Below are 23,079 nucleotides of genomic sequence, written 5' to 3'. Positions count from 1 at the left end.
CCCTTCAACGGAACCTAGCGAGGTGATAGGTCTTCTTACCCGTTCGGATGACGACGGCGTCTGATCCGATCAGGTGCGCCTCCGTGATGGTGGTGGTGGGCTCCTCCACCGGGGCGTTGTTGATCCGAACGGCGCCCTGAGTCACCAGGCGTCGGGCCTCGCCGTTGGAAGCGGCCGCTCCGGCCTGCACCATGAGCTCCAGGAGTCCGATCGAGCCGAGGAGGCCGCGGTCGAGGGTCACCGACGGGGCGGCGGCAAACGCATCGTTGATGGTCCGTTCGTCGAGTCCGATGAACGGCTCCGAGCCAAACAGGATCTCAGTGGCGTTCCGGGCCGCCGCCAGGCCGTCCTCGCCATGGACGATGCGGGTGATCTCCTCGGCGAGGGTCCGCTGCGGCGTCCTCGCCGACGGGTCGGTCTCACCGGCGGCCACCAGGCCGGCGATCTCGTCCAGGGGTAGGAAGGTGAAGAGGCGAAGGAAGCGGTCGACGTCGGCGTCGGGAACGTTGAAGAACCACTGGTAGAAGGCGTATTGGCTCGTCTCGTCGGCGGCGAGCACGGGGGCATCGGTGTTGGTCGACTTGGAGATCTTCTTGCCGTCGGACCGCTCGATGAGCGGCCAGGTGAATCCGTGAACCCGCGCGCCGTGGAGGCGCCGGGTCAACTCGATGCCGGCGGTGATGTTCCCCCACTGATCGGACCCGCCGATCTGGAGCATGCATCCCTCTGCGGCGTGCAGGTGGGCGAAGTCGTAGGCCTGGAGGAGCTGATACGAGAACTCGGTGAAGGAGACGCCCTGCTCCCTCTCCTCCAGGCGCCGACGCACCGATTCGCGAGCGATCATCTGGTTGACCGAGAAGTGCTTGCCCACGTCGCGCAGGAAGTCGAGAAGGCCCAGTGCGCCGAGCCAGTCGTGGTTGTCGACGAGGATCCCGTGGCTCGGGTCTTCGATGTCGATGAGCCGTCCCATCTGCTCCCGGATCCGATCGAGGTTGTGGGCAATGGTCTCCTCGGGGAGCAGTTGGCGCTCGTCGTCGCGGAACGACGGATCACCGATGCGGCCGGTCCCTCCACCGGCGAGGGCGATGGCCCGATGTCCGGACCGCTGCAGCCACGCCATGGCCATGAGGCCGACCAGGTTCCCGATGTGGAGTGCGCTCGCCGTGGGATCGCAGCCGTAGTAGAAGGTCGTGGGGCCCTCGTCGAGCAGGTCGCGCAGGGCATCGCGGTCGCTGACGTCCTGGACGAAGCCGCGTTCGATGAGGGTGTCGAGTGGGTTCGCCACGGCAGGGCAGGGTAGTGGCTCGGTCGCGGCCGCCGAGACGGGAATGCTTCAGCCGGGGACCAGGTTGGCCGAATTGCACAGTCGTAGACGTTGGTTTACGATTGCGTCCGCTCCCGCGCCCCAGCGCTGTCGCGCATGCCGCAGGAGTGGTCCTGGCTCCTTGACAACTGAACAATGTGCCAAAAGCCAGTTTTAGCCTCTCACGTCCGATGGGTTTTTCTGTCGCGTCGTGAGAGCATTCGTACTCGAGTAAGCATCAGACAACAACTGATGTCAGCCGCGAGGGTGCGGTTTGGCCAACCCCTCGCACACAAACTCGAACAACTTGAGGATTGTGGGCCTTCGGGCCCTCGATCTTTCGTTGGAGAGTTTGATCCTGGCTCAGGACGAACGTTGGCGGCGTGCCTAATGCATGCAAGTCGAACGAGGGACCATCACCGGGTAACCGGCGGTGGTCACCTAGTGGCGAACGGGTGAGTAACACGTGAGGAACCTGCCCCGGAGACCGGGATAGCCCAGGGAAACCTGGATTAATACCGGATGTCCTCGGATGGCCGCATGGCCGGCCGAGGAAACAGTCCGCTGCTCCGGGATGGCCTCGCGCCCTATCAGCTTGTTGGTGAGGTAACGGCTCACCAAGGCTTCGACGGGTAGCTGGTCTGAGAGGACGATCAGCCACACTGGGACTGAGACACGGCCCAGACTCCTACGGGAGGCAGCAGCAGGGAATTTTGCACAATGAGCGAAAGCTTGATGCAGCGACGCCGCGTGGGGGATGACGGCCTTCGGGTTGTAAACCCCTTTCAGGAGGGACGAAGCGAAAGTGACGGTACCTCCAGAAGAAGCCCCGGCCAACTACGTGCCAGCAGCCGCGGTGATACGTAGGGGGCGAACGTTGTCCGGATTTATTGGGCGTAAAGAGCTCGTAGGCGGCTCAGCAAGTCGGCCGTGAAAACCCGGAGCTCAACTCCGGGACGCCGGTCGATACTGCTGTGGCTTGGGTTCGGTAGAGGAGAGTGGAATTCCCGGTGTAGCGGTGAAATGCGCAGATATCGGGAGGAACACCAGTAGCGAAGGCGGCTCTCTGGGCCGACACCGACGCTGAGGAGCGAAAGCTAGGGGAGCAAACAGGATTAGAGACCCTGGTAGTCCTAGCCGTAAACGTTGGGTACTAGGTGTGGCGGAGTCATTGACATCTGCCGTGCCGTAGCTAACGCATTAAGTACCCCGCCTGGGGAGTACGGTCGCAAGGCTAAAACTCAAAGGAATTGACGGGAGCCCGCACAAGCGGCGGAGCATGCGGCTTAATTCGATGCAACCCGAAGAACCTTACCTGGGCTTGACATCATGGGAAAAACCATAGAGATATGGTGTGCGAAAGCGTCCATGACAGGTGGTGCATGGCTGTCGTCAGCTCGTGTCGTGAGATGTTGGGTTAAGTCCCGCAACGAGCGCAACCCCTGTTCTATGTTGCCAGCGGATAATGCCGGGGACTCATAGAAGACCGCCGAGGACAACTCGGAGGAAGGCGGGGTCGAAGTCAAGTCATCATGCCCCTTATGTCCAGGGCTGCACGCATGCTACAATGGCAGGTACAACGGGTCGCGATCCCGCGAGGGTGAGCCAATCCCTTAAAGCCTGTCTCAGTTCGGATTGGAGTCTGCAACTCGACTCCATGAAGCTGGAGTCGCTAGTAATCGCGGATCAGCAAAGCCGCGGTGAATACGTTCTCGGGCTTTGTACACACCGCCCGTCACATCACGAAAGTCGGAGACACCCGAAGTCAGTGGCCTAACCCCTCGGGGAGGGAGCTGCCGAAGGTGGAGTCGGCGATTGGGATGAAGTCGTAAACCATTTGCGACCTCTCGCCGGTAACGGCGAGCGACACAAACTCGGCTGTATGCTGGGAACCCCGAGTATCCGGTTGGTACTCACCCGTGTCACACCCTTTACATAGGGTGCAAGCATGGGAAGTGAAAATCCACCCGGTGCGGACAATCAGCAGGGAAGTCGGGCACACCCGCCCTCGGGTGTTGCCTTGACCCCTCAGAGACTACACGCCGAGCTCCTGGCTGCTGACGCGGAGGGCCTGGAGTCCTATCTCCAGGGCGCCGCTCACGATGGAACCAACAGTCGCCTGCATCGGACCTTTCGGTTCGGACAGGCCGACCGGAGATGGCTGACTGTGCTCGAGTTCTGCTTGGCACGGCTCGGTCACTCGAGTTGGGTCTACCGAGAAGGCAAGCTGCGGCGATTCTGGGTGCTGGAAACCACAGCACCTTTCCTGGCCCGAGGCGACGAGATCCGTTGCGCTAAATCATCCTCAGGGATCGACTACGTGCGCGGATACTTCGACGCCGAGGGCGGGATGCCGAGAGACGGTAGAGCGAGGCTCTACTTCCAATTCGGTCAGAAGAACCGCGACAGCCTCGCAGCCGTGGTCCAGATCCTCGAGGGCGTGAACATCCGTTGTGGCGTGATCCACAACCCGAGTAGCCGGGTCGATCCCGACTACTGGAGGTTCTACGTCCGAGCAGGGTCACATCGACGGTTCATGGCCGTCGTTGGATCATGGCATCCGAGGAAGCGTCAGCAGATGCATACCAGGATGAAGATATAGTCCACGCCCCATGGCGACATGGGGAACCACGTGAACAAGGTAGCCGTACGGGAACGTGCGGCTGGATCACCTCCTTTCTAAGGAGCAACCGGGGCCTCGAGCCCCAACAGCTACCTAGTCAATGAAACTGGCTACTCATGCCGATCGAAGATCGGCGACGCAGCGGCTTCGGCCGCGACGGCATCGATCGGATGTCGGCATGGGCACATTGTTCAGTCGTGAGGGAGTCGGGCTTCGGTCCGTCTATCTCATGCACCTTGAGAACTGCATAGCGAGCACAAGCGTCTTGGATTCACAAGATTCAAGCTACTAAGGGTTTACGGTGGATGCCTTGGCGCTGGGAGCCGATGAAGGACGTAGCAGGCTGCGATAAGCCTCGGGGAGCCGCCAAGCAGGCACTGATCCGGGGATGTCCGAATGGGGGAACCCGTCTGGGGTAATGCCCAGTCATTCCGGTTTGAACACATAGGACCGGTAAAGGTAACCGGGGGAATTGAAACATCTCAGTACCCCGAGGAAAGTAAAGCAACAGCGACTCCCGGAGTAGCGGCGAGCGAAACGGGAAGAGCCCAAACCAGTGTGGCGTGATAGGCCGGTGCCGTTGTCATGCTGGGGTTGTGGGAGTCACCTGACGGTCCACCGGAACCGTCAAGGAGTTACAAACTCAGGTGCTAGTCGAACATGCCTGGAAAGGCAGGCCATAGAAGGTAACAGCCCTGTAGGCGAAAGCGCACTGAGCTCCTGGTGGATTTCCCAAGTAGCACGGGGCACGTGAAATCCCGTGTGAATCTGCGAGGACCACCTCGTAAGGCTAAGTACTACCCAGCGACCGATAGTGAACTAGTACCGTGAGGGAAAGGTGAAAAGCACCCCGGTGAGGGGAGTTAAATAGAACCTGAAACCGTAAACTTACAAGCAGTCGGAGGGTCCTTCGGGACCTGACGGCCTGCCTTTTGAAGAATGAGCCGGCGAGTTAGCAGTACGTGGCAAGGTTAAGGCGTGAGCCGAAGCCGCAGCGAAAGCAAGTCTGAATAGGGCGACTAGTCGCGTGCTCTAGACCCGAAGCCGAGTGATCTATCCATGGGCAGGGTGAATCGAGGGTAAGACCTCGTGGAGGCCCGAACCCACCAAGGTTGAAAACTTGGGGGATGACCTGTGGATAGGGGTGAAAGGCCAATCAAACTCGGCGATAGCTGGTTCTCTCCGAAATAGCTCTAGGGCTAGCGTCGCGCGTTCCACCATGGAGGTAGAGCACTGAATGGGTAAGGGGGCCAACAAGCTTACCGACCCCAATCAAACTCCGAATTTCATGGTGCCACAGCGCGGCAGTCAGACCATGGGGGATGAGCCTCATTGGTCGAAAGGGAAACAGCCCAGATCGCCAGCTAAGGTCCCTAAGTCTGAACTAAGTGGGGAACGATGTGGAATTGCACAAACAGCCAGGAGGTTGGCTTAGAAGCAGCCATTCCTTTAAAGAGTGCGTAACAGCTCACTGGTCGAGTGGTTCTGCGCGGAAAATGTAACGGGGCTCAAGTTCAGCACCGAAGCTGCGGGATTTCGTCAATAGCCAGGCCTGTGCCTTCGGGTACAGGTCCAGGTGACGGGATCGGTAGGAGAGCGTCGAACGGCCAGCGAAGCGGCGGCGTGAGCCAGTCGTGGAGGCCGTTCGAGTGAGAATGCCGGCATGAGTAGCGAAAGGGGAGTGCGAATCTCCCCCGCCGAATGTCCAAGGTTTCCTGGGGAAGGCTCGTCCGCCCAGGGTTAGTCGGGACCTAAGGCGAGGCTGTGAAGCGTAGTCGATGGACAACTGGTTGATATTCCAGTACCACCACGTGCGCGCCCAGGCCGAACCCGGTTTGCTAAGGAAAGCCCTTCGGGGCCTACCGACCCAGCCGGTACTAGGCCAGCGATGGGGTGACGCGGAAGGATAAGCAGACCCGGGCGTTGGTTGACCCGGGGTAACCGTGTAGGGCGGGATCTAGGCAAATCCGGATCCCACGAAGCCTGAGGCGGGATGCCGACCCGATTTAGGGGAAGCTGCCGAACGTCCATGCCGCCAAGAAACAACCTCTAGCGAGTGCACGGGGTGCCCGTACCCCAAACCGACACAGGTGGACAGGTAGAGAATACCAAGGCGAGCGAGAGAACCGTGGTCAAGGAACTCGGCAAAATGGCCCCGTAACTTAGGGAGAAGGGGCGCCTCGATAGAGTGATGGGACTTCGCGTCCCGGAGCTCGATGAGGCCGCAGTGACTCGGCCCAAGCGACTGTTTACTAAAAACACAGCAGCGTGCTAAGTCGCAAGACGACGTATACGCTGTGACGCCTGCCCGGTGCCGGAAGGTTAAGGGGAGGGGTTAGCCTCTTCGGAGGCGAAGCTCTGAACCAAAGCCCCGGTAAACGGCGGCGGTAACTATAACCGTTAGTACCTACTGGCGGTGGGTAAACCTGGCTATATGCTGGAACATCCGAGTATCCGGCGGTACTCGTCCATGTCACACGCCCGACATAGGGTCGACGACATGGGCAGTGAAAATCCGTCCGGTGCGGACAATCAGCAGGAAACCAGGATTCGCGCTCTCGACCCGCGATGGGTGAGTGGATTCGTCGATGGTGAAGGTTGCTTCTCCATCTCGTTTCACAAGAACCCACATGTACGAAGGACCCGGGGCTGGCAGGTGACTGCCGTGTTCCAGGTCTCACAACATGAGCGGGACCGCGAGATCCTCGAGCGACTCGCCGTCACCTTCGGGTGCGGTGGTGTTCGGTCGAAGGGTCCGCGCAGCGATGTAGACGTCTACGGCGTATCGAGCCGTCAGGACCTCGTCGATCGGATCCTTCCGTTCTTCGAGGCTTGGCCGCTCGAGGTGAAGCGCCGGGATTTCGAGCTGTTCGCATCGATCGTCAGGTCGATGCGAGGTAGAGAGCACCTCGAGCCGACTGGCTTCGAACGGATCGTTCACCTCGCCTACGAGATGAACGGAACCGGCAAGCAGCGAGCTCGATCAAAGGAAGCGATCCTCCTGGGATCCTCAGAGACTGTACGCCAGGCGCCGCATGAGCGGCGATGAGACAGTCCGACCCTCATGGCGACATGAGGAGCCGGGCAGAAATGATCCGGCCACCCTCGGGGAAATATGGTTCCCGCGAGGGGAGTAACAAGCGTGCCTAAGGTAAGACCTGGTTGTGCAACCAGGCGTTGCCCCTCCCCACAGTGATGTGGGTGAGTGCAGGCGGCTATATGCTGGAAACCCCGAGTATCCGACAGTACTCGTCCGTTCGTGTCACAGGTATCCAATACCTTGTGATGGATGGACAGTGACAATCTGATCGGTGCGGGCAATCAGCAGGAAAGGCCATGTACCGCGGAGTGGATAGCCGGCTTCACCGATGGTGAAGGCTGCTTCTCGATCTCGATCGTGCGAAACGCTGGGTGTCGACTCGGCTGGCAAGTCCAGCATGAGTTCGCCATAACTCAGTCGGAGAGCTCGATCGAGGCCCTACAGCTGGTGCGTGAGCACTTCGGCTGTGGGCGAATCATCGTCCAGGATCGGCGTGACATCCGTCACGGACGACTGGCGAGATTCTCGGTGAAGGCAAGGGAGGACCTGATGAGGGTCATCCTGCCCTTCTTCGGAGCACATCCACTCGTGACGGCAAAGCAACGGGACCTCGAACTCTTCTCAGAAGCGATGGAACTTATCGTCGCTGGGGAGCATCTCGAGGTCAATGGCCTCCGGGAGATCGCAAGACTCACGGAGCGCATGAACCGAAAGCAGCCATCCCGGTACCTGGAATCCTCAGAGGCCATACGCCGTCCGTCTCGATCGGCATCGAGATGAAGATATGGTCCTAGCCTCATGGCGACATGGGGAGTACCTAGAGCGAAATTCCTTGTCGGGTAAACACGTTGCCCGGTGCGAGGGCGACCTCGCACATTCAACCCCGCTCATAACGGCGAAACCCACACCGGCCGCCTCGATCAAGGACGAGGCAATGGACGGCGGGTGATGCCGTGGGAAGCCCTCTGCTGATCCTCATGGATCGGTATGGCCCCGTAACGACTGATCCCTCAAAGGGAGAGGCTCCGGTGTCTGTCACACCCAGACCGTACGGTCAGGATGTGACAAATCTATCGCCGGGGCAATACGCGGGCTCTCGAAACCGACGGCACCACGTGCCGTCGTACAGGATCGCCCATCTCGTCGAGAGGATGAACCCCAGCGGGGTTCGTCGGTACACGGCGATTGATGTTGCATCCTCGGTTTCGAGATGAAGGCATAGTCTGTCGCCCCTGGAAACAGGGGATGATCGATGAAGTTCCGACCTGCACGAATGGCGTAACGACTTGGGCGCTGTCTCGACCACGGACTCGGCGAAATTGCAGTGTGAGTAAAGATGCTCACTACCTGCGACAGGACGGAAAGACCCCGGGACCTTTACTGCAGCTTGGCATTGGAGTTTGGTGTGTTATGTGTAGGATAGGTGGGAGACTTGGAAGCGGAGGCGCTAGCTTTCGTGGAGTCGACCTTGAAATACCACCCTTGACATACTGGGCTTCTAACCTCGGTCCGTTATCCGGATCAGGAACAGTGCCTGGCGGGCAGTTTCACTGGGGTGGTGGCCTCCTAAAGTGTAACGGAGGCGCCCAAAGGTTCCCTCAGCCCGGTTGGCAATCGGGCGTTGAGTGTAAGGGCACAAGGGAGCTTGACTGCGAGACCTACAAGTCGAGCAGATGCGAAAGCAGGGCCTAATGATCCCATGGTGGCATGTGGAAGCGCCATGGCTAATCGGCTAAAAGGTACCCCGGGGATAACAGGCTAATCTTGCCCAAGAGTCCATATCGACGGCAAGGGTTGGCACCTCGATGTCGGCTCGTCGCATCCTGGGGCTGGAGCAGGTCCCAAGGGTCGGGCTGTTCGCCCGTTAAAGCGGTACGCGAGCTGGGTTTAGAACGTCGTGAGACAGTTCGGTCCCTATCCGTCGCAGGCGCAGGAGATTTGAGGAGAGCTGTCCCTAGTACGAGAGGACCGGGATGGACGTACCTCTGGTGTGCCAGTTGTCTTGCCAAAGGCACGGCTGGTTGGCCACGTACGGAACGGATAAGCGCTGAAGGCATCTAAGTGCGAAGCCGGCTCCGAGATGAGATCTCCCACCGCATCAAGCGGGTAAGACCCCTGAAAGAACATCAGGTTGATAGGCCGGAGGTGTAAGCGCAGCGATGCGTTCAGCCGACCGGTACTAATCGGTCGAGGGCTTGAATCGAATTCGTAGACGTGCGTGCTCGCTATGGAGTGCTCAGGGAGTTGAGCATTCGAAGATTTCGGCGGTGATAGCGGCGGGGATCACCCGTTCCCATTCCGAACACGGAAGTTAAGCCCGCCAGCGCTGATGGTACTTGGGGCGTAGGCCCCCGGGAGAGTAAGTCGCCGCCGAGTATTTCGATGATCGGGCCGTCCCGTACTGGGGCGGCCCGATCGCGTTCGGGCCCAGGTACGATCCGGTGACGAGGAGGCGGTGCGATGCCAGGACAGAAGGACCCGCCGCGCGGGCGGCGGCCTGGACCGCGGCCCAAGCCCACCGGTACCACCTCGGCGAGGAAACCAGAGCCCCCCGACCGGGTCGATCGCCCCACCGCCGCTGCGCCCCGTCGATCCTGGGCGGCCGAAGGTGGCCTCCCGCGATGGGTTCTCGAGGCACTCACCAGGGCGACGCCGAAGGTTCGCCTCAGCGCGGCCATCGAACACCTCGAACTGGCGGCCAAGGCGTTCGCCGCCAGCCGGTATGGAAAGGCGATGGCCGAAGCCGAATCGGCGAAGGCACTGTCACCGCGCGACGCCACCATCCGCGAGCTCATCGCCCTGTCTGCGTACCGGCTCGGGCGCTGGGATGTGGCACTGCGAGAGCTGCGGGTCTTCCGGCGGCTCACCGGCGAGCCGCTCCACATCCCGATCGAGATCGACGTGCTGCGGGCGCTGGGCCGGGCTTCGACCGAGATCGACGAGGTGTGGGAGCGGCTTCAGCGCCTCGACGCCGACCCGGCGACCCGCGACGAGGCCCGAGTCGTGTACGCCTCCCACCTGATGGACCGCGGCGAAACGCGCCGGGCGTGGGAGATCACCGGCCCCAAACGCTTGACTGCGGATCCCGCGGAGAGTGAACTGCGGGTGTGGTACGTGGCGGCGCGTGCTGCCGGCATCCTCGGTGACACGGCGACGGCGCACCGGCTCCGCGAGGCCATCGAGGAGGCGGATCCGGCCTTCCCGGGGCTGGACGAGCTCTCACGACCCTGACGTTTCGACTCAGGCAGAGTCCCGCAGCCGCAACCAGCGCTGAATGCCCTGTGCCTGCATCGGCCAGAAGGTGTTGCGGTCGTACTGGTCGATCGTCTCCTCGTCGTACCCCTCGTCGCGGTATCCGGAGAGGACCCACTCCCGCATCGCCGCGGTGAGATCACGCTCCACTCCGGCAGCCTCCACCCATCTCACCCAGTCCCAGAGCCGGTCCGAGGCCTGCCGCAGGTGCTCGGTGCTGCCCTTCCTGACGCCGTAGTGGGCGAACCCCAGAAAGGCCGGATCGCGTCGGGCGATACGGGCGAGTTGCTGGTCGACCAGATGGGGGTCGAAGTCCGGTGGGGGAGTGACCGGCTGCACCATGTGGCCGTGCGGGAAGGCGATCCCCACGGCGTCGCCGATGAAGCCCCCGCCGCTGTCGTCCTCGAAGAACACGATGTGATGCTTGGCGTGGCCTGGCGTGTACATCACCTCGACGAAGCGTCGCCCTCCCAGTGGGATCCGGCTCCCCTCGTCGAGGATCAGCAACCGGTCAGGATCGATGGGCTCCATCATGCCCCAGAGGCGGAGCATGCCCTCGGTCCCGTAGATGCGTTCGGCACTCGCCCAGAGGCGATCCGGCGAGCTCAGGTGAGGGGCGCCCTTGGCGTGGACGCCGATGCGGGCGTTCGGGAAGCGTTCGGCGAAGTGTCCGGCGCCGCCGGCATGGTCGAGGTGGATGTGGGAGACCGCCATCACCGCGACGTCGTCGACGCCGATGGATGCGAGAGCGTCGTAGAGGTTGTGGATCGAACTCGACGGTCCGCACTCGATCAGCACACGGTTCGGCGTGTCGAACAGGTAGCAGGCGAGGCGGTGCTCCTCGTCGTGCATGAAGGCGTCGATCTGGTACAGGTCATGTCCCAGTGGTGTCACCGACACATCGGGCATGGAGCGACGTTACCCGCCGCCGGTCGCCCGTCGCGAGCCCCCGGTGGTCCACCAGGGGCAGGGCACCGCGTCATTCGTGTCACCCCCGCGCCATACCTTGTCGTTACCCGCACTCCCCACTGATCGATGGAGTGTGCAATGGATCTGAACCTCATGGTGGTGTCCGGTCGCCTCGCCGCCCCGCCCGAGATACGCCAGTTCGAGAGTGGTGCGAAGCTCGCTCGCTACCTGGTGACGGTTCGTTCAGAGGAGCCGCATCGGCGTGTCGACGTCCTCCCCATCACCTTGTGGGATCCGGCCGACGAGCTGATCGATGCCGATCCCCAGCCCGGAACGCGGGTATGGGCCGCAGGGTCTGTGCAGCGGCGCTTCTGGAGCGGATCGGATGGTCGACGCAGCCGCATCGAGCTCGTCGCAGACCAGGTATGCGTGCGGGAGGAAGCCGCCGATGACAGCGTCGAGCCGGAACCGTTGGGTGTCGACGCCTGACAGGTAGCCTGCCGGGATGCTCGACGTTTCCGGTTTCCTGCGTCTGTGCGTAGATCCGGTGCGTCTCTCCATCCTCGGCGCCGCAGCCGTGAGCACCGTCGACGCTGCACGGATTGCCGAGGCGCGGGGGATCGTGCCGCGGAAGGTGGAGCACGAGATCGGGCGGCTCACCGAGGCTGGCCTGCTCGTCGACGGCCGGTTGGTCGAGGATGCTCTCCGCACGCTCGCTCAGAGTCTGCCGCAGGACGAGGGCATCGACCCATCGATGATGGACGGGCCGTGGTCCGGAGAGGAGAGCCGCGTCCTGACCGTCTTCTTCTCGGGCAGACGTCTTCGCGAGATCCCGTCGCAGCACGCCAAACGCCTGGTCGTCCTCGAGCGGCTGGCGCAGGAGTTTGAGCCCGGTGTGCGCTATGACGAGCGCGAGGTCAATTTCATGCTGCAGATGTACCACCCGAATCACGCCGCCTTGAGGCGCTACCTGGTGGACGAAGGATTCCTGACCCGAGCCGACGGGGTGTACTGGCGGACCGGCGGCAGGATGTAGGTTGCGACAGACGACAGCGAGGAGGGATCACCGTGTGCCGGAGCATCGTTCAGTTGAGAGGGGAGGAGCGGCCCGAGGACGTCGCCTTGGAGGCGGCGGCGCGTCAGTTCGTCCGCAAGATTTCCGGCTTTCGGGAGCCCTCGAAGGCCAACGGTGAGGTGTTCGAGCAGGCGATCGCCGAGATCGCCGCCTCGAGCAGGCACCTGCTCGACCACCTGGTCGTGCGGGCTCACGGGTGAGTACCGATCCGTCCTCTGCGGGCTCGGGTCACGCCGACCTCGACCGGTTCCTCGAGCCGGAGAGCAGAGCCGTGTTGCGGGCCCTGCCGATCGTCATCGTCGGCTTCCTCGCTGCGGCCACGGCACTCGGCGCCCTCCTCCTCCGCCCGACGGGGGAGATCCGGCCCGACCTCTCGGTGATCGGGGTCAACGCCACCGTATATGAGGCCGTGGCGGAAACCGTCGACATCGAGCCCTGCGAGGGCGTGGCCCCCGAGCAGGCCCTCCAGTGCGCCACCATCGCCTTCCGCCTCACCCAGGGGCCGGACAAAGGCCAGGTGTTCCCGCTGACGTTCGTCGTCGCCGAGACCGCCCCGGACTTCGTCCCCGGCGACCGGGTCGTGCTCGAGTACCAGGCCGGAGCAGAGCCGGAGTTCCGCTACACCTACGCCGACAGACAGCGGCGCCCGGTGCTCCTGTGGGTGGCCCTGGCGTTCGCCGCCGTGGTGATCCTCCTCGGACGGTTGCGGGGCCTCGCCGCCCTCGGTGGGCTGATCGCCACGGTTTTCGTCCTCCTGCAGTTCGTGATCCCGGCCATCCTCGATGCGCGGCCGCCCGTGCTGGTTGCGGTGGTGGGGGCATCACTCATCGCCTACGTGGCGCTGTACAGCGCCCACGGGTTCAACCGTATGACCACGGTGGCACTCCTGGGCACGCTCGTCGCTTTGGGTCTCACGGCCATGCTGTCGTGGTTCGTGGTCGAGGCCGCCCGTTTCACCGGGCTGATCACCGACGAGGCCTTCATCCTCACGATCGCTGGCATCGATCCCGCCGGTCTCATCCTCGCCGGCATCGTGCTTGGTGCGATCGGGGCGATTGACGACGTCACCGTCACCCAGGCGTCGGCCGTGTGGGAGCTCCACCGGGTGCGTCCCGACCTGGGCCGGGTCGCCCTGACGCGGCATGGCCTCAAGGTGGGGCGCGACCACGTGGCTTCGACGGTCAACACCCTGCTGCTCGCATATGCCGGGGCGGCGATGCCGTTGATGATCTTCTTCGTGCTGGCGGAGCAGTCGCTGGGCACCGTGCTCAACAGCGAGATCGTGGCGGTCGAGGCAGTTCGGACCCTCGTCGGGAGCATCGGCCTGGTCGCCTCAGTGCCGATCACGACCTGGCTTGCCGCGGTCTTCGCCAGTGAGGACTTCGGCCCCCGCTCCCACTCTCACGCGATCGGTTGATCACCCGGGACCCCGGTCCGACCGCGCGGTCGTTCATCGAGGACCCTCGAGTTCGAGTCGAAGGTCGCTGGCAGGTCTCAACCCGAGGTCGAGGCTGCCTTGAAAGCTGCGGTCATCAGTTCGGTGATCCGGTCGTCTCTCGGGAACGACGCCTGGGTCCCGTGGCGGGTCACGCTGTCGGCGGCACACATCACTCCAAGGGTGACCGCCTGCGACTCGTCCCAGCCGGCAGCGAGACCGTAGGCGAAGGACCCGACGAAGGCATCGCCAGCACCGGTCGTGTCGACGGCCGCGACCGTCGGTGCGGGGTAGCGGTGCACCGCACCGTCGGCGACCAATGCGGCACCGTCCTCGCCGAGGGTCACGAGGAGACGACATCCGAGCTGCGCGGCTGCGGTCACCAGGTCGGCGTCCGATGCCGAGGTGGTTCCGGTCACCTGACTGAGCTCGACCTGGTTCGGTATGAGCCACTCGGTTTCGGCGAGAAGAGATGGATCGAGGGCGGCTCCGGGCGCCGGGTTGAGAATCGTGGTCACCCCGGCGTTCCGGGCGGTGGCGAAGGCGGCGGCGGTCACGGCCTGGGGGATCTCGAACTGCCCGATGAGCACGTCGATCGGAGCCAGACCCTCGATCGCGGCGACCGCTTGCTGAGGGGTGAGCGCATCGTTCGCCCCGGGGATCACGATGATCCGGTTGGTGCCGTCGGGTTCCACCCAGATCGGAGCGACGCCGCTGGCGCCCTCGACCGTGTGCACGTGCGAGGTGTCGACACCAAAGGCGGCAAAGTTGTCGAGCGTCATTCGCCCGTATGGGTCGCTGCCCACGCAGTTGATCATGGCCACATCGGCGCCGAGGAGCCGGGCCATGACGGCCTGGTTGGCTCCTTTGCCTCCGAATCCCATGGCGAACCGCTCCCCGATGATGGTTTCGCCGGCATCGGGAACCCGCGGGGTGTACGCAACCAGGTCGATGTTCGTGGAGCCGACGACGGCGATCCGTGGTGGGTGACGCGTGGGGGTCACGATGTGTGGGACCCTAGCGGCCGCTGTCCGCCAGCCGAGAGGGGAGGATCGGGTGCCCACGGAGAGGATCAGGGCATGGGACATGCCCGTGCTCGAGTCGGTGGTGCCGGTCGTGGATCTCACGGACAACGTGCGCACCAATCTGGAGAGGGTCGAGTGGGTGGCCGACTGGATGGCGTACGAGCCCTTCGCACCACCCGGGAGCGGGCCGAGCGGGTCCTTCTCGTGGGGCGACACCGTCGCGGATCAGATCGATGCGGTCATGCTGAGATCGGTGCTCGATTTCGCTTTCACCGATTTCGCCAGCGGTCGACGGTTCGAGGTCGATTACGAGGGCGGCACCTGGTCCGACAGCGAGGCGATGCATGCTTGTCTCCACCGCGCCTGGCGAGCTGGCACGCCAGTGCTCGAAGGTGGCTACCTCGCCACCGTCGCCGCCGATGACCTGGATCGGATCTTCCAAGGCACGGTGACCATGCCGATGCTCGACGAGCGTGCCTCCGTCTTGAACGCCGTCGGGGCCATACTCGAGGAGCGCTACGGCGGGCGTTTCCACCGGTTCATCCCGTCGTGCGCACCTGCCGTCTACGCCGACGGCGACGGTCTGCTGGAGCGGCTGATCGTCGAGTTCCCGCGCTTCGATGATCGCAGCGCGTACAAGGAGCGCACGATCTTGTTCCACAAGCTCGCTCAACTGGCCCTCTGGTCCCTGCATCTCACCATCGGCCCCGAACGCGGCCTCGATATCCGCGGGTTGGACCGGCTGACGGCGTTCGCCGACTACATCGTGCCGGTGGCGCTCCGGGTGATGGGCATCCTCGAGTACTCCGAGGATCTCGACCGTCGAATCGGTACCGGCGAGATCATCGAGCGCGACTCGAACGACGAGATCGAGATCCGCCTCCACACCATCTACGGCACCGCCCTGCTGACCGATGCGATCAATCGTCGGCGCCCCGCCGACCGGGCCGTGATCATCCCGCATGTGGACTTTCGGCTGTGGAGCGTGTACCACACGACCCACTGGCCGCATCACCTGACCCGAACGACCATGTACTGAGCGACATCGAACCGCACCGTATGAACCTCCGGTGCCGCCAGGGGGGTGAGGTCGGTCAGTCCTTCGGGGGAGAGTCCCAGTCCTGGAGGTCCTCGCCGGCTTCGGCGGCGAGGATGTCGAGAGCTGCAACGGCGCCGGCACCGGCGGAGATGACCACCTGGCTCCGTTTGGGCCGGGTCATGCGGCCGACTGCGTAGACGCGGGGGAGACCGGTCCGCTGTTCGCTGTCTACCGGCACCGCGCCGGAGTCATCCACCTCGAGGCCGAGGGCGCCGGCGATGACCGGGTTCTTGCCCTCGTCGAGGACGACGTAGTCCACGTCCTGCGTCCTATCCGACTCGGAGACGACGGAGAATCCGGTGGGGGAGGGGACTACGTCGCGGGCCCGCTCGTCGAGAAAGCGCGCCCCGTGGGATCTGGTGTGAGCGCGCGCGATGTCGATGAACTCGGTACCCGCTGTGTCGGGGAGTCCCAGGTAGTTGTGGAGCTGGGCGTAGTGCACCGCCGTCTTGTCGTCACCGTAGACGAGTGCCTCGTGCCCGTTCTTGGCGAGGAAGAGCGCCGCGCTCAAGCCTCCCGGTCCGTCTCCGATGATGGCGATCCTGGCCATGACTCCTCCGATCCTGCGATACCCTTGTCTCCAACGACAACGGAGTGATGATGCCCGATGTTCCCGCCACCGACACCGACTGGGCAGAGCGCCTCAGCCCCGAGCAGTACGACATCCTGCGATGCAGCGCTACCGAACCGGCGTTCACCGGTGCTTACTGGGACACCAAGGACCCGGGTTCGTACAAGTGCGCCGGCTGCGGCACCGAGCTGTTCCGGTCCGCCGACAAGTACGACAGCGGTACCGGCTGGCCCTCGTTCGTCGCTCCCGCCGACGTCGCGGCGGTGACCACCAAGCCCGACACCGGCTACGGCCGTGTGCGGACAGAGGTGCTGTGTGCCACCTGCGGCGGTCATCTCGGCCACGTGTTCGAGGACGGACCCGGCTCCGACGGGCTGCGGTACTGCATCAACTCGGGAGCGCTGGACTTCGATCCGACCGGTGAGTGACCTCACGGTCGGCGACGACGGGGTCCCGCGGTGCCCGTGGCCCGGTTCTGACCCTCTCTATGTCGACTATCACGACCGCGAGTGGGGTTACCCCGTCCTGAGCGACGCCGGCCTCTACGAGCGGGTCGCTCTCGAGGGCTTCCAAGCCGGCCTGTCATGGATCACGACCCTGCGCAAGCGCGACGCCTTCCGTGAGGTCTTCGCCGGCTTCGACCCCGACACGGTGAGTCGCTTCGGCGACCGGGAGGTCCGTCGACTCCTCGGCGATGCCCGCATCATCCGCAACGAAGCCAAGATCCGTGCCGCCATCGGTAACGCGGCGCGCGCGCTCGAACTCAGTGCTGAATTCGGGTCGGTCGCCGGCTTCCTGGCGCGGTACGCCGACTTTGCCCGCCCGGCACCGACCTCGCTGGAGGACATCCCGGCGATCACCGAGGCGTCGAAGGAGCTCAGCAAGGATCTGAAGGGCCGCGGCTGGTCGTTCGTCGGCCCGACGACGATGTATGCCCTCATGCAGGCCGTGGGGCTCGTCAACGACCACCTGGACGGGTGTCAGGCGCGAGCTACGAGTGAGGAGCGCCGGCGTGCCTGGAGGTCGGTGCAGGCGTCGTAGCCATGTCCCATAATCCACGTTATGTAACATTGCTTCGAAACTTCGAGAACCGAACCACTCCGGGTCCTCTCCCCTTGGGGTCTGTTCGGTAGGCTCTCAGGAGAACCCGAAGTCCCGAAGGAGATCAAGATGATCCCGCTGCGTCTGTCTCTTGTTCTCAGCCTCGTTCTGGCTGCCTGTGGAGGTACAGGGACCACTGGCACCTCGACCACGGTTGCATCGACGACGAGCGAGGCGACCACCACGGTGCCAGAAGACACGACGACCACGGCCGCTGAGGCCACGACGACGACGGCCGGCGTGACCACGACAACCGCCCCCCTCTATGTGGTTCCCATCCCGTGGGAGTTCCCCGCCGTGTTCGGCGCGTCGGGTGATCCCCACGGTTCCGGGTGCGTCGTGGAGGGCGGCCTGCTCCCGGACGGCCTGTGGTTCGGATATGCCGAGGCGGTCGGGGGCGGGGTGATCACCTTCGACCTGGCCTGCTACTTTACCGGCGCCGCCGCCGAGGCCGAGGCGACGGCCGACGGTACCGAAGTCTTCGACAACTACATCCGGAACCAGAACCCGATGACCTTCCCGGTGCCGATCTCCCCGCTCGCCCAGGTGTTCTACATCGACGCCACTCTGAGCGACGCCGGTTTCTTCCCGCAGCCGATCGCCGTGTCGTCATGGCCGACGGCTGCGTCCTATCTGCCCTGCCCCGGTGAGTTCTGTGGTGTGTGGCTGTACGTCAACGGTGGTCAGGCGACGGGCGTCGTGGAGATGTTCCAGCCCTGACGTGAGTTGGCTCAGGTTCGACTCAGACCGGCCGGATTCGACCGTCGGCCGGTCCCCAACTCCAGGCGCTGAGGTCGAGGGGTTCGACCCCGATCTGGGTGAGCACCGTGCAGATCTCCGCGCGGTGATGCGTGCTGTGGTGGTACATCTGGACGAGGACGACCTCGCGGTCGATCTCATCCTTACCGTCCCGCGACAGAATCGGCTCGGCCGGAAGGGACTCGGCGTGTGCCGTCAACGAGGCCGCCGCCAGCCTCGCGTACTCGGCGACCCGATCGAATCCCGGCCACGGGTCGTCCGCGCCGTGCCTCTCCAGGTCGGTGTCGCCGAGTCGGGCGGCGTAGGCGACCTCGGCTCCGACGATGTGCAGCAGCGTCGAGCGGATGGATCCGTAGACACCGGTGACCGAGGCGTCGTCGAGTTGCTCGTCGGTCAGCGGACGGCAGTGGTCGATGATGGCGAGGTTCGCCCATTCGTTCTGGCGGTAGAAGTCAGTGATGAGATGTGACATGCACTCAGGATAGGGGTACTCCCCCATCGCTAGCGTTGGTGGCGAGGATCGATCTGAGTGCGAAGGGAGTGTCGATGCGCGAGTACGACTGGAAGTCGCTCGTGGACACGCTGGCCAAGGCGTCGGTCGCCTACCTCGAATCGCTGCCCACGCGTCCGGTCCAGCCTTCGGTGGCAGCCGATCCCATTCGGGCCCTCGTCGGCGGGGCCATGCCCATGGATGGTGAGGACCCAGCAGCGATGATCACCGCCTTGGCTGCAGACCTCGACCCATTCGTCACTGCCCACGCCTCCGGCCGCTACTTCGGCTTCGTGATCGGCGGCTTGCACCCGGCAGCGTTCGGCGCTGAAGTCCTCACGGCTCTGTGGGACCAGAATGCCGGTCTGCACGCCGTGGCTCCCGGTGCGGCCGTGGTCGAAGAGACGGCGGCTCGTTGGGTCGTGGACCTCTTGGGACTGCCTGCCCGGGCCTCGGTCGGGTTCGTGACGGGTGGTCAGATGGCGACGTTTACCTGCCTGGCGGCTGCACGCAACCATGTTCTCAAGGGATCTGGATGGGATGTGGAACGTGACGGTCTGCAAGGCGCTCCCCTGGTTCAGGTCATCGGCAAAACAGAACGTCACGGCACCGTCCCACGCGCTCTCCGGTTTCTCGGCCTCGGCGCCGGCCAAATGGTCGAAGTGGCGTCTGACGATGAGGCCCGCATGAGCATTCCCGCGCTGCGCGCGGCACTCGAAGCAGCCAACGGTCCGACGATCGTGTGCGTCGAGGCCGGCAACGTAAACACCGGCTCGTTCGATCGGTTCCGGGACGTGGCGGCAGCAGTCGACGAGCACCGGCTTCGTGGGAACCCAACCTGGGTGCACGTCGACGGCGCCGTTGGCTTGTGGGCAGCTACGGTCGATGATCGTCTCACCGATGGCATCGACCTCATGGACTCGTGGTCAACCGATGCCCACAAGCTGCTCAACGTGGCGTACGACTCGGGCATTGCGATCTGCCGTCATCCCGACGCCCATCACGCCTCCATGACCACACGCGGGGCGTATCTGGTTCAGGGAACCGGCGAGGTGCGTGACCAGCTGGACTGGAACCCGGAGCATTCGCGCCGTGCTCGCGGTCTCGGTGTCTACGCCGTCCTGCGTTCCCTGGGTGTCGTAGGGGTGCGTGATCTCGTTACCCGGTCACACACACTGGCGCAAAGATTTGCCACCGCGCTGTCGGCGTCGGGTTCCGCCGAGATCGTCAACGAGGTGGTGTTCAACCAGGTCCTCGTGCGATGGCTGCACCCCGACGGCGATGGTGACGCGCTGGCGGAACGCATCATGGCTCGCGTGAGCGAGAGCGGTGTTGCCTACTTCAGTCCCACGACATGGGCCGGGAACCGTCTCATGCGCATCTCGGTGTCCGACTGGGCAACGGACGAATCAGACGTCGATCGGGCAATCGAGGCCCTCCTGGCGGCCGCCTCCCAAGGTTGATGACGATCTGCTCAGGCCGTGAGCCACGGTTGGGCAAGCGCAGCGGTCTGCGACAATTGCGTGACCGCAGGGAGGAGAGGGATGCCCGAATACGACCTCGTGATGCTTGTCCTGCGGTTCCTTCTGGGAGGCGTGTTCCTGGCCCACGGGGTCAAGCACGTGATCAACCGGGACAAGACGATCCGGTGGACGGCCTCGATCGGACTCCGCTACTCGACGATGCAGTGGTTCCTCATGGCTTTCGCCGAGATCGGCATCGGCATCTCGTTCCTCGCCGGGTTCCTCACATCGATCGGTGCGGCCGTTCTCATCGCGATGATGTTCGTGGCGTTCTGGACGGTGCATCGGAGCGCCGGGTTCTTCGTGTCGGCCAGGCCCGACGAGGGTTACGAGTACGTGCTCACTCTGTCGGTGATCGCCGGCGTCGTCGCCTACCTCGGTCCGGGCCGATACAGCGTCGATGACGCGCTGGGCCTCACCGAGCGGCTGTCGGGCACTGCGGGGCTGACGATCGCCCTGGCCGGCATCATGGCGGGCGTGCTCCAACTCCTGGCCACCTATCGGCCATCCGCCAGCGACTAGTCAGAGGTCTCGTCGGCGACGCCCCAGTCTCAGATTGCGTTGCCGCTCGATGTCCAGCGATCGTCGGACGTGGAGGAGTTCGGTACGAAGTCGGCCCAACCGATCCGGGTCGGTCGTATCCCCCGCGGCCTCGAGCGCCGTGCGGAGCCGGTCTGCTTCTTCGACGATGCGGTCACGGTCCTCGGAGAGCTCCTTGATCTGAAGTTCCATGGCGGCGAGCTCATCACGCAGCCCGTCGATCTCGCCCTGGAGGGCGTCGACAAGTCCGGGATCCGGTGGATCGGTCGCGGGACCCCGCGGCATCGCCGTCAGCGCATCGGTCAAAGCCTGCACGGCGCCGCGCAGCCGGTGGTTCTCGTTGGACGTCGCGGTGTGTTCGGCGAGCAGACGGCGCGCTCGGTCGAGTTGCCCCTCGAGGTCGTCGGCGTGGGCCTCGGCCGCGGCCACGCCGACACCGGCCTCGCCGACTTCGACGCGGCGGCGCTCGGCCAGCCGGATGGCGGCTGCGGCCGCCCAGGCTGCCTCGCGCTCCCCCATCGTGACGGTGGGTGCTTCGTCGAGGGATGCCTCTCGGATGTTCGCCTTTTCGAGCCATCGCCGCAGTACGGCGTAGCCGGCGGCCACCACGATGACCGCAGCGAACGTGAACAACAGTCGTCGCCGTGCCTTGGATGCCATACCCGGGAGTCTACGGCCGTGGGCCGGCACGCACCTCGGGCCGAGGAGTAGGTTCGGCGACATGCGAGTCCGTCCGGCCACTCGTGACGACCTGGTTGCGGTGCGGAGAGTCGCCGACGCCGCCTATTGGGACAGTTACGCCGGGCTCCTCAAGCCGGAGACGGTCGGCCGATTCCTCGAAGCGTCCTACTCCCCTGCCGCCCTGAGGCGCCGTCTCCTCGCCGGTGGGCTGCGCGTCGCCGAGTGGGAGGAGCAGGTCGTCGGGTTTGTCGACGCCGGCAGTTCAGAGGTAGCGACCATCGTCGGCGATGTGACCACCGAGCCCCGGTTCCGGCGACACGGCGTCGGACGCGCCCTCGTCGAAGTGGCCAGGGTCACCGAGCCGGAACGGCCGGTCCGAGCGGATGTGGTGCTGGGCAACATCGACGGCGAGCGATTTCTCGAGGCCCTCGGATTCGTGCCCGGCGAGGTCATGGCGACGACCCTGCACGACGAGGAGATCGTCGAACGGCGCTGGTGGCTCAGCTCGGAACCCGCTGGGTAGCCTGGAGGGCATGAAACCCGAAGAAGTCCGATCGCTGCCGAAGGTCCTGCTGCACGATCACCTCGATGGCGGTCTGCGGCCGCAGACCGTCCTCGACCTCGCCAGCGACGCTGGTTACGACCGCCTCCCCTTCGACGACGCTGCATCTCTGGCCCGCTGGTTCCATCAGGACGGCTCGTTCTCCCTGGAGCGGTATCTGGATGCTTTCGCCCACACCTTCGGCGTCATGCAGACACCCGAGGCGGTTGCGCGGGTCGCCTACGAAGCTGCGGAGGATCTGGCCGCCGAAGCGGTGGTGTATGCCGAGATCAGATTTGCGCCCAGCCTCCACCTCGAACGCGGTATGTCACGAGTCGACGTGCTGGCGGCAGCGATCGACGGGTTCTCCCGAGCCGAGGCCGACACCGGGCTGCCGGTTCGCATCCTGGTCGACGCGCTCCGACAGCAAGACGACTCGGTCGAAGTTGCTGAAGCCGCCGTCGCCTTTGCCGGAAAGGGCGTGGTCGGCTTCGACCTGGCCGGGCCCGAGGCGGGATACCCCCCGTCGCTCCACGCCGAGGCCATCGAGCTCGCTCGCATTGAGGGCCTGCGCATCACCATCCACGCCGGAGAAGGTGATGGCGTCGACAGCATCAGAGCGGCGCTCGAACAGGGCGCCGAGCGGATCGGGCACGGCGCCCGCATCATCGAAGACACCACGGTTGAAGACGGCGAGATCGTCGACCTGGGGCCGGTAGCGACCGAGGTCCGCGACCGCGGCATCGCCCTCGAACTGTGCCCCTACTCGAACCTGGACACCGGGATCTACCCGACGGCCGCCGATCACCCGATCGGTCTGCTCTACCGAGCCGGATTTACCACGACGATCAACACCGACAACCGGCTGATGAGCGCCACGTCGATGACTCGAGAGTTCACCCTCGCCTTGGAGCACCAGGGGTTCGCCCGCGACGACCTACGGGCCATCACCGTCAACGCGGTCGAGGCAGCGTTCTGCGACGAGGAGACCCGGGAGCGGGTCAGGGAAAGGGTGGAGACGGGGTACGCGTAGAGCTGAGCTCGTCCCCTCCCCCTTCGGGGGAGGTGGCAGCGGCCGAAGGCCGATGACGGAGGGGGAGGCCAGACGCGTC

The 23,079-nt window shown here is 64.3% G+C and carries 20 protein-coding genes and 3 rRNA genes; 17 read left to right on the top strand and 6 right to left on the bottom strand.

Annotation, left to right across the window (positions count from 1 at the left end; translation table 11 throughout):
- Positions 1–4: 4 nt before the first annotated feature.
- Entirely contained in the window at positions 5–1,285 is a 1,281-nt protein-coding gene (tyrS, locus tag WEA29_05340) for a tyrosine--tRNA ligase (protein ID MEX2323175.1), read from the bottom strand.
- Positions 1,286–1,643: 358 nt separating this feature from the next.
- Here tyrS and WEA29_05335 point away from each other — a divergent pair.
- The 5 genes from WEA29_05335 to WEA29_05315 all read left to right on the top strand — a co-directional run bounded on the left by WEA29_05335 (position 1,644) and on the right by WEA29_05315 (position 10,197).
- Positions 1,644–3,183 (top strand): 16S ribosomal RNA (locus tag WEA29_05335).
- A 440-nt stretch (positions 3,184–3,623) separates the two neighbouring features.
- A complete protein-coding gene (locus tag WEA29_05330) occupies positions 3,624–3,905 on the top strand; it encodes a hypothetical protein (protein MEX2323174.1) in 282 nt (93 codons plus the stop codon).
- Between the two features lie 299 nt (positions 3,906–4,204).
- A 23S ribosomal RNA gene (locus WEA29_05325) occupies positions 4,205–9,169 on the top strand.
- A gap of 57 nt (positions 9,170–9,226) precedes the next feature.
- Positions 9,227–9,342 (top strand): 5S ribosomal RNA (rrf, locus tag WEA29_05320).
- The 16S, 23S and 5S rRNA genes sit together here, the layout of an rRNA operon.
- 84 nt (positions 9,343–9,426) lie before the next feature.
- Positions 9,427–10,197, top strand: a complete 771-nt coding sequence (locus WEA29_05315) for a hypothetical protein (protein ID MEX2323173.1) — start codon at positions 9,427–9,429, stop codon at positions 10,195–10,197.
- A 9-nt stretch (positions 10,198–10,206) separates the two neighbouring features.
- Here the strand turns inward: WEA29_05315 and WEA29_05310 are convergent, their stop codons facing one another.
- Positions 10,207–11,127: an MBL fold metallo-hydrolase gene (locus tag WEA29_05310; GenBank protein ID MEX2323172.1), complete on the bottom strand. Its 921-nt coding sequence runs from the start codon at positions 11,125–11,127 to the stop codon at positions 10,207–10,209.
- Positions 11,128–11,265: 138 nt separating this feature from the next.
- Here WEA29_05310 and WEA29_05305 point away from each other — a divergent pair, with 138 nt between their 5' ends.
- The 4 genes from WEA29_05305 to WEA29_05290 are packed head-to-tail and all read left to right on the top strand — an operon-like array spanning position 11,266 to position 13,619.
- Complete coding sequence (locus WEA29_05305) at positions 11,266–11,616, top strand: single-stranded DNA-binding protein (protein ID MEX2323171.1); 351 nt, start codon at positions 11,266–11,268, stop codon at positions 11,614–11,616.
- A 16-nt stretch (positions 11,617–11,632) separates the two neighbouring features.
- On the top strand, positions 11,633–12,163 hold the full coding sequence (locus WEA29_05300; protein MEX2323170.1) for a DUF2087 domain-containing protein: 531 nt from the start codon (positions 11,633–11,635) through the stop codon (positions 12,161–12,163).
- Positions 12,164–12,195: 32 nt separating this feature from the next.
- The gene (locus WEA29_05295) at positions 12,196–12,402 is read left to right on the top strand and encodes a DUF2277 domain-containing protein (GenBank protein ID MEX2323169.1); all 207 of its coding nucleotides are present in this window, start codon (positions 12,196–12,198) and stop codon (positions 12,400–12,402) included.
- A complete protein-coding gene (locus WEA29_05290) occupies positions 12,399–13,619 on the top strand; it encodes a YibE/F family protein (GenBank protein MEX2323168.1) in 1,221 nt (406 codons plus the stop codon). Before WEA29_05295 ends, WEA29_05290 begins: the two co-directional genes overlap by 4 nt.
- 77 nt (positions 13,620–13,696) lie before the next feature.
- Here WEA29_05290 and WEA29_05285 read toward each other — a convergent pair whose 3' ends face one another.
- A complete protein-coding gene (locus WEA29_05285) occupies positions 13,697–14,641 on the bottom strand; it encodes a ribokinase (protein MEX2323167.1) in 945 nt (314 codons plus the stop codon).
- Between the two features lie 52 nt (positions 14,642–14,693).
- Between WEA29_05285 and WEA29_05280 the strand changes: the two genes are divergently transcribed.
- A complete protein-coding gene (locus WEA29_05280) occupies positions 14,694–15,701 on the top strand; it encodes a queuosine salvage family protein (protein MEX2323166.1) in 1,008 nt (335 codons plus the stop codon).
- A gap of 55 nt (positions 15,702–15,756) precedes the next feature.
- Here WEA29_05280 and WEA29_05275 read toward each other — a convergent pair whose 3' ends face one another.
- Positions 15,757–16,311: an FAD-dependent oxidoreductase gene (locus WEA29_05275; GenBank protein MEX2323165.1), complete on the bottom strand. Its 555-nt coding sequence runs from the start codon at positions 16,309–16,311 to the stop codon at positions 15,757–15,759.
- Between the two features lie 50 nt (positions 16,312–16,361).
- On the opposite strand from WEA29_05275, the gene msrB reads away from it, so the two are divergent.
- From msrB to WEA29_05260, 3 genes are all read left to right on the top strand, one after another.
- Positions 16,362–16,760, top strand: a complete 399-nt coding sequence (gene msrB, locus WEA29_05270) for a peptide-methionine (R)-S-oxide reductase MsrB (GenBank protein ID MEX2323164.1) — start codon at positions 16,362–16,364, stop codon at positions 16,758–16,760.
- The gene (locus WEA29_05265; GenBank protein ID MEX2323163.1) at positions 16,753–17,373 is read left to right on the top strand and encodes a DNA-3-methyladenine glycosylase I; all 621 of its coding nucleotides are present in this window, start codon (positions 16,753–16,755) and stop codon (positions 17,371–17,373) included. Before msrB ends, WEA29_05265 begins: the two co-directional genes overlap by 8 nt.
- Positions 17,374–17,502: 129 nt before the next feature.
- On the top strand, positions 17,503–18,153 hold the full coding sequence (locus WEA29_05260) for a hypothetical protein (GenBank protein MEX2323162.1): 651 nt from the start codon (positions 17,503–17,505) through the stop codon (positions 18,151–18,153).
- 22 nt (positions 18,154–18,175) lie between these two features.
- Here WEA29_05260 and WEA29_05255 read toward each other — a convergent pair whose 3' ends face one another.
- Positions 18,176–18,664, bottom strand: a complete 489-nt coding sequence (locus WEA29_05255) for a DinB family protein (protein ID MEX2323161.1) — start codon at positions 18,662–18,664, stop codon at positions 18,176–18,178.
- A gap of 74 nt (positions 18,665–18,738) precedes the next feature.
- On the opposite strand from WEA29_05255, the gene WEA29_05250 reads away from it, so the two are divergent.
- Both WEA29_05250 and WEA29_05245 read left to right on the top strand, forming a co-directional pair.
- Positions 18,739–20,145 (top strand): pyridoxal-dependent decarboxylase, encoded by a 1,407-nt coding sequence (locus tag WEA29_05250; GenBank protein MEX2323160.1) that lies wholly within the window; start codon positions 18,739–18,741, stop codon positions 20,143–20,145.
- Between the two features lie 81 nt (positions 20,146–20,226).
- Entirely contained in the window at positions 20,227–20,727 is a 501-nt protein-coding gene (locus WEA29_05245) for a DoxX family protein (protein ID MEX2323159.1), read from the top strand.
- On the opposite strand, the gene WEA29_05240 is transcribed toward WEA29_05245, so the two are convergent.
- Complete coding sequence (locus WEA29_05240; protein ID MEX2323158.1) at positions 20,728–21,405, bottom strand: hypothetical protein; 678 nt, start codon at positions 21,403–21,405, stop codon at positions 20,728–20,730.
- A 61-nt stretch (positions 21,406–21,466) separates the two neighbouring features.
- Here WEA29_05240 and WEA29_05235 point away from each other — a divergent pair, with 61 nt between their 5' ends.
- Both WEA29_05235 and WEA29_05230 read left to right on the top strand, forming a co-directional pair.
- Positions 21,467–21,949 carry a GNAT family N-acetyltransferase gene (locus WEA29_05235; protein MEX2323157.1) on the top strand — a complete coding sequence of 161 codons (483 nt, stop codon included), beginning with the start codon at positions 21,467–21,469 and terminating at the stop codon, positions 21,947–21,949.
- Positions 21,950–21,959: 10 nt separating this feature from the next.
- Positions 21,960–23,000: an adenosine deaminase gene (locus WEA29_05230; protein ID MEX2323156.1), complete on the top strand. Its 1,041-nt coding sequence runs from the start codon at positions 21,960–21,962 to the stop codon at positions 22,998–23,000.
- Positions 23,001–23,079: the final 79 nt, after the last annotated feature.

The sequence above is a fragment of the Acidimicrobiia bacterium genome (assembly GCA_040902765.1).
Classification (GTDB): domain Bacteria; phylum Actinomycetota; class Acidimicrobiia; order Spongiisociales; family UBA11373; genus DATKBG01.
This window is presented reverse-complemented; position numbering and strand designations above follow the sequence as displayed.

Excerpts from the sequence above, each read along its gene's own strand:
- WEA29_05275 (MEX2323165.1), bottom strand. The coding sequence starts at position 16,311 with ATGGCCAGGATCGCCATCATCGGAGACGGACCGGGAGGCTTGAGCGCG.
- WEA29_05235 (MEX2323157.1), top strand. The coding sequence starts at position 21,467 with ATGCGAGTCCGTCCGGCCACTCGTGACGACCTGGTTGCGGTGCGGAGA.
- WEA29_05230 (MEX2323156.1), top strand. The coding sequence starts at position 21,960 with ATGAAACCCGAAGAAGTCCGATCGCTGCCGAAGGTCCTGCTGCACGAT.
- WEA29_05310 (MEX2323172.1), bottom strand. The coding sequence starts at position 11,127 with ATGCCCGATGTGTCGGTGACACCACTGGGACATGACCTGTACCAGATC.
- WEA29_05260 (MEX2323162.1), top strand. The coding sequence starts at position 17,503 with ATGATCCCGCTGCGTCTGTCTCTTGTTCTCAGCCTCGTTCTGGCTGCC.
- WEA29_05315 (MEX2323173.1), top strand. The coding sequence starts at position 9,427 with ATGCCAGGACAGAAGGACCCGCCGCGCGGGCGGCGGCCTGGACCGCGG.
- WEA29_05300 (MEX2323170.1), top strand. The coding sequence starts at position 11,633 with ATGCTCGACGTTTCCGGTTTCCTGCGTCTGTGCGTAGATCCGGTGCGT.
- WEA29_05250 (MEX2323160.1), top strand. The coding sequence starts at position 18,739 with ATGCGCGAGTACGACTGGAAGTCGCTCGTGGACACGCTGGCCAAGGCG.
- msrB (MEX2323164.1), top strand. The coding sequence starts at position 16,362 with ATGCCCGATGTTCCCGCCACCGACACCGACTGGGCAGAGCGCCTCAGC.
- WEA29_05305 (MEX2323171.1), top strand. The coding sequence starts at position 11,266 with ATGGATCTGAACCTCATGGTGGTGTCCGGTCGCCTCGCCGCCCCGCCC.
- WEA29_05240 (MEX2323158.1), bottom strand. The coding sequence starts at position 21,405 with ATGGCATCCAAGGCACGGCGACGACTGTTGTTCACGTTCGCTGCGGTC.
- WEA29_05245 (MEX2323159.1), top strand. The coding sequence starts at position 20,227 with ATGCCCGAATACGACCTCGTGATGCTTGTCCTGCGGTTCCTTCTGGGA.
- WEA29_05255 (MEX2323161.1), bottom strand. The coding sequence starts at position 18,664 with ATGTCACATCTCATCACTGACTTCTACCGCCAGAACGAATGGGCGAAC.